A 3,403-nucleotide genomic window follows, 5' to 3' on the forward strand; every position below is an offset into this window, starting at 1 on the left:
GAAAGCTTTAGAATGATTGAGCCCAACGACGCCGGGCTCGACCAATTTGCCATTCACGGATCGCTGGACGAATAATCAGCGGCCCGTGGAAACACTACCCTTGGGGGCTGGCATCTGGTGTTGCGTTAAACACAAACAACTGCTCGCCCCCAAGACGGTAGCCATTGATCAGGTCGGCTGCGCGATCTGACACCAACCACCCCTCTAGTTTACGCGCCAAGCCATTGGCCACGTGTCCATGCACCTCTGGGTTCACGGGCAAAAAGGCATATTGGTTGAACAGCACAGGATCACCCGCGAACAACAGCGCAAGATCGCCTTTGTTGCCAAAGTTCAACCAGCTGGCTCGGTCCGACAGGATATAAGCGTTGAGCCCGGATGCCGTGTTGAGCGCAGCCCCCATGCCCGCACCGACCGCGTTATACCAAGCCCCCTCGGGCGTTTGGTTTGCTGCGGCCCATAGGCTGAGTTCTTTTTTGTGGGTGCCACTGTCGTCACCACGGCTGACAAAACGCGCCTCGCTTGCAGCGATAGACTGCAAGGCATCCACCACGGTTTCGGCCCCGGCTACATCCGCGGGATCATCCGAGGGGCCGATCACGACAAAATCGTTATACATGATTTCACGCCGGTGGGTGCCTGCCCCCTCGGCCACGAAAGCCTCCTCTGCGCTGCGCGAATGCACAAGGATTGCGTCCACATCACCAGAGCGACCCAATTGCAGCGCTTGGCCCGTGCCAACTACCAACAGCTGCACCTCAAGACCCAAGTCTTGTTCAATCGCGGGCAGCAGGATCTCAGATAGCCCCGAATTGTGAAAGGATGTCGTGACGGCCATTTTCATTGTATCAGCCGCGCTGGCCGTGGCGGTCACAGCGAGGGTCGCAAGGGTGAGGATAAAGCGTTTCATTCTACGATATCTCCTTTCAAGAATGCACGGGCAGAGGCGGTTTGCGCCGCCTCAAAAAAGGTATCGGCTGGGCCGAATTCATGGATTTTGCCGCCCAGCATGAAAAGCATTTCATCGGCAAGGCGGCGGGCCTGCCCCATATCGTGGGTCGACAGGATCAGCCGAGTGCCGTTTTGTTTGGCGGCTTGCAAGATCACCTCGACCTCACGGGTAGCGCGGCCATCAAGGGCGGCGCAGGGTTCATCCAGAAACAAAACCTTTGGCGCGGTGATCAAGGCGCGGGCCAGTGCAAGCTTTTGCTGCTCCCCCCCCGATAGAACCAGCGCAGAGCGATCAATCATGTCCGACAGGCCAATCTTGGCCGCCCAAGCCACTGCGGATTTGCACGCCTCACGCTTGGAGGTGCCGCGCACCTTGAGCGGATAGATCAGGTTTTCCAAAACCGTCCGGCGCAGCATCACGGGCCGCTGAAACACGAATGCCTGATGCAATTGCGCCTCATCCATCGGACAATTCCACGCAATCTGACCGCGTGTCAGCCGTGCCGCCCCATGCAAAAGACGCAGCAGCGTGGTTTTGCCCGAACCGTTAGGACCCACAATCACCGTGGCCCCTGCCCCTTGGATCGACAGGTCAATCGGCCCCACAAGCCGCTTGCCGCGGTGGGTCGTTTCGGCCCCTTGGACCTTGAGTGGTAGAAGGTGGCTCACCAGCGGGCCTCCACTTCGGTGCGCGACAACGCGTGGATCGACAGGTTTACCGCGATGGCCAAGCCGATCAACACAAAGCCAAGCCCAAGAGCCAAGGCGAACTCTCCCTTGCCGGTCTCAAGCGCGATGGCAGTGGTCAGCACGCGGGTCACATTGTCGATGTTACCGCCCACGATCATGATCGCCCCAACCTCACCAATCGCGCGGCCAAATCCCGCCAGCGACGCCGTCAGCAGCGCGCGGCGCGCATCCCACAAAAGCGTGGCGACCTTTTGGCTTTGAGTCACGTGCATCGATATCAGCAGGTCGTGATATTCGCTCCACAGATCACGCAGGGCCTGATGGGCGACAGACGCGATGAGCGGCACGATAATGATGACCTGCGCAATGACCATTGCTGTGGGCGTGAACAACAGCCCCAACACCCCAAGAGGGCCTGAACGCGACAAGACCACATATACGATCAGCCCCACCACAACCGGCGGCAACCCCATCAGCGCGTTCAAAATCGCGATCACCCAACGCCGCCATCGAAACCGCCGAACGGCCAACAGGGCCGCAAGCGGCAGCGCAATAGCACTTGCGATCACAAGCGCACTCAGGCTCACCATCAGGGAACGCAGGGTGATTTCCATCAACTCTGCGTCAAAGGTAATCACAAGCCAAAACGCCTGCGATAAGCCGAGCCAGATATCTGCCATGGGCGCTAGGCCCTCCGTTTTATTTTACACTTTATCCGAATGCGCAGCGAAGCCAACATCTACCGTGGCGTGCGCATAGGTGGCCGATAAGATAACGCACTTTCTGTGCGCCCGGGAATATAGGAGCGGTTGCTAGTGTCCACTGCTCAAAGGCCAAGCGCCCCGCGAAACGCGGGCAATGGCGCCCGGTTTGTCGCACAGGACTTCTTTGTGGATTGCCTCAGGGGCAAGCAAGCTTTACCCAGATTTTCAGGGGGATACGCATATGAACACTCACACACAGAACCGACGTTTTTCAGCCAATCTTGGGTTTCTTTGGGCGGACATGCCCCTGCCCGATGCCATCCGTGCCGCCAAAGCGGCAGGGTTTGACGCCGTTGAATGCCATTGGCCCTATGAAACGCCCCCTTCTGATGTTTTGGCGGCCCTGAAAGAAACGGGCCTAAGCATGCTGGGCCTGAACACCGTGCGCGGTAATCCCGGTGAAAACGGGCTGTCGGCATTGCCCGGTCGCACAGATGAAGCCCGCGCGGCCGTCGATCAGGCATTGACCTATGGGTTCGAAATTGGTGCCGGGGCGGTCCACGTAATGGCCGGCTTCGCCGAAGGCCCCGAGGCCGACGCCGCCTTTGCCGACACCCTGCGCTATGCCTGTGCCAAGGCAGCCGACATGGGCATGACGATCCTGATCGAGCCGCTCAACAGCTATGACGCGCCCGGGTATTACCTCAAAACATCCCGACAAGCCGTTACAATCATTGAGAGACTGAATCTGCCCAACCTCAAATTGATGTTCGACTGCTATCACCTTCAGATCATGGAGGGCGACCTCAGCCGTCGGCTCACGGCATGTTTGCCCCATATCGGCCACGTCCAAATCGCCTCTGTGCCGGATCGCGGCGCACCCGATCATGGTGAACTAAACTACACCCACATTTACGCCCATCTATCCACCCTAGGCTGGGATCACCCACTTGGCGCCGAATACAAACCCAACGGACCAACAGAGGCCACGCTCGCGTGGCTGCAACAGGAGAAACGCACATGATCACCCGTCACCAATCCGGCCCCCGCATGAGCCA

The 3,403-nt window shown here is 58.8% G+C and carries 5 protein-coding genes; 2 read left to right on the plus strand and 3 right to left on the minus strand.

What is annotated here, in order from left to right; genetic code table 11:
• The coding region (locus tag AC4GMC_RS17780) for a DUF6505 family protein (protein WP_490391492.1) at positions 1 to 75 on the plus strand (75 nt) is incomplete at its 5' end.
• Between the two features lie 19 nt (positions 76 to 94).
• Here AC4GMC_RS17780 and AC4GMC_RS17785 read toward each other — a convergent pair.
• From AC4GMC_RS17785 to AC4GMC_RS17795, 3 genes are read right to left on the minus strand one after another with little or no spacing between them, the layout of a single operon-like run.
• Positions 95 to 910, minus strand: a complete 816-nt coding sequence (locus AC4GMC_RS17785) for an ABC transporter substrate-binding protein (protein ID WP_487879252.1) — start codon at positions 908 to 910, stop codon at positions 95 to 97.
• Positions 907 to 1,620, minus strand: a complete 714-nt coding sequence (locus AC4GMC_RS17790; RefSeq protein ID WP_487877530.1) for an ATP-binding cassette domain-containing protein — start codon at positions 1,618 to 1,620, stop codon at positions 907 to 909. Before AC4GMC_RS17790 ends, AC4GMC_RS17785 begins: the two co-directional genes overlap by 4 nt.
• Positions 1,617 to 2,321, minus strand: coding sequence for an ABC transporter permease (locus AC4GMC_RS17795; RefSeq protein ID WP_487877529.1), 705 nt, complete (start codon positions 2,319 to 2,321; stop codon positions 1,617 to 1,619). Before AC4GMC_RS17795 ends, AC4GMC_RS17790 begins: the two co-directional genes overlap by 4 nt.
• A 265-nt stretch (positions 2,322 to 2,586) precedes the next feature.
• Between AC4GMC_RS17795 and AC4GMC_RS17800 the strand changes: the two genes are divergently transcribed.
• On the plus strand, positions 2,587 to 3,369 hold the full coding sequence (locus tag AC4GMC_RS17800; RefSeq protein ID WP_487877528.1) for a hydroxypyruvate isomerase family protein: 783 nt from the start codon (positions 2,587 to 2,589) through the stop codon (positions 3,367 to 3,369).
• Positions 3,370 to 3,403 lie beyond the last annotated feature (34 nt).

The organism is Thalassobacter sp. (genome assembly GCF_982993085.1).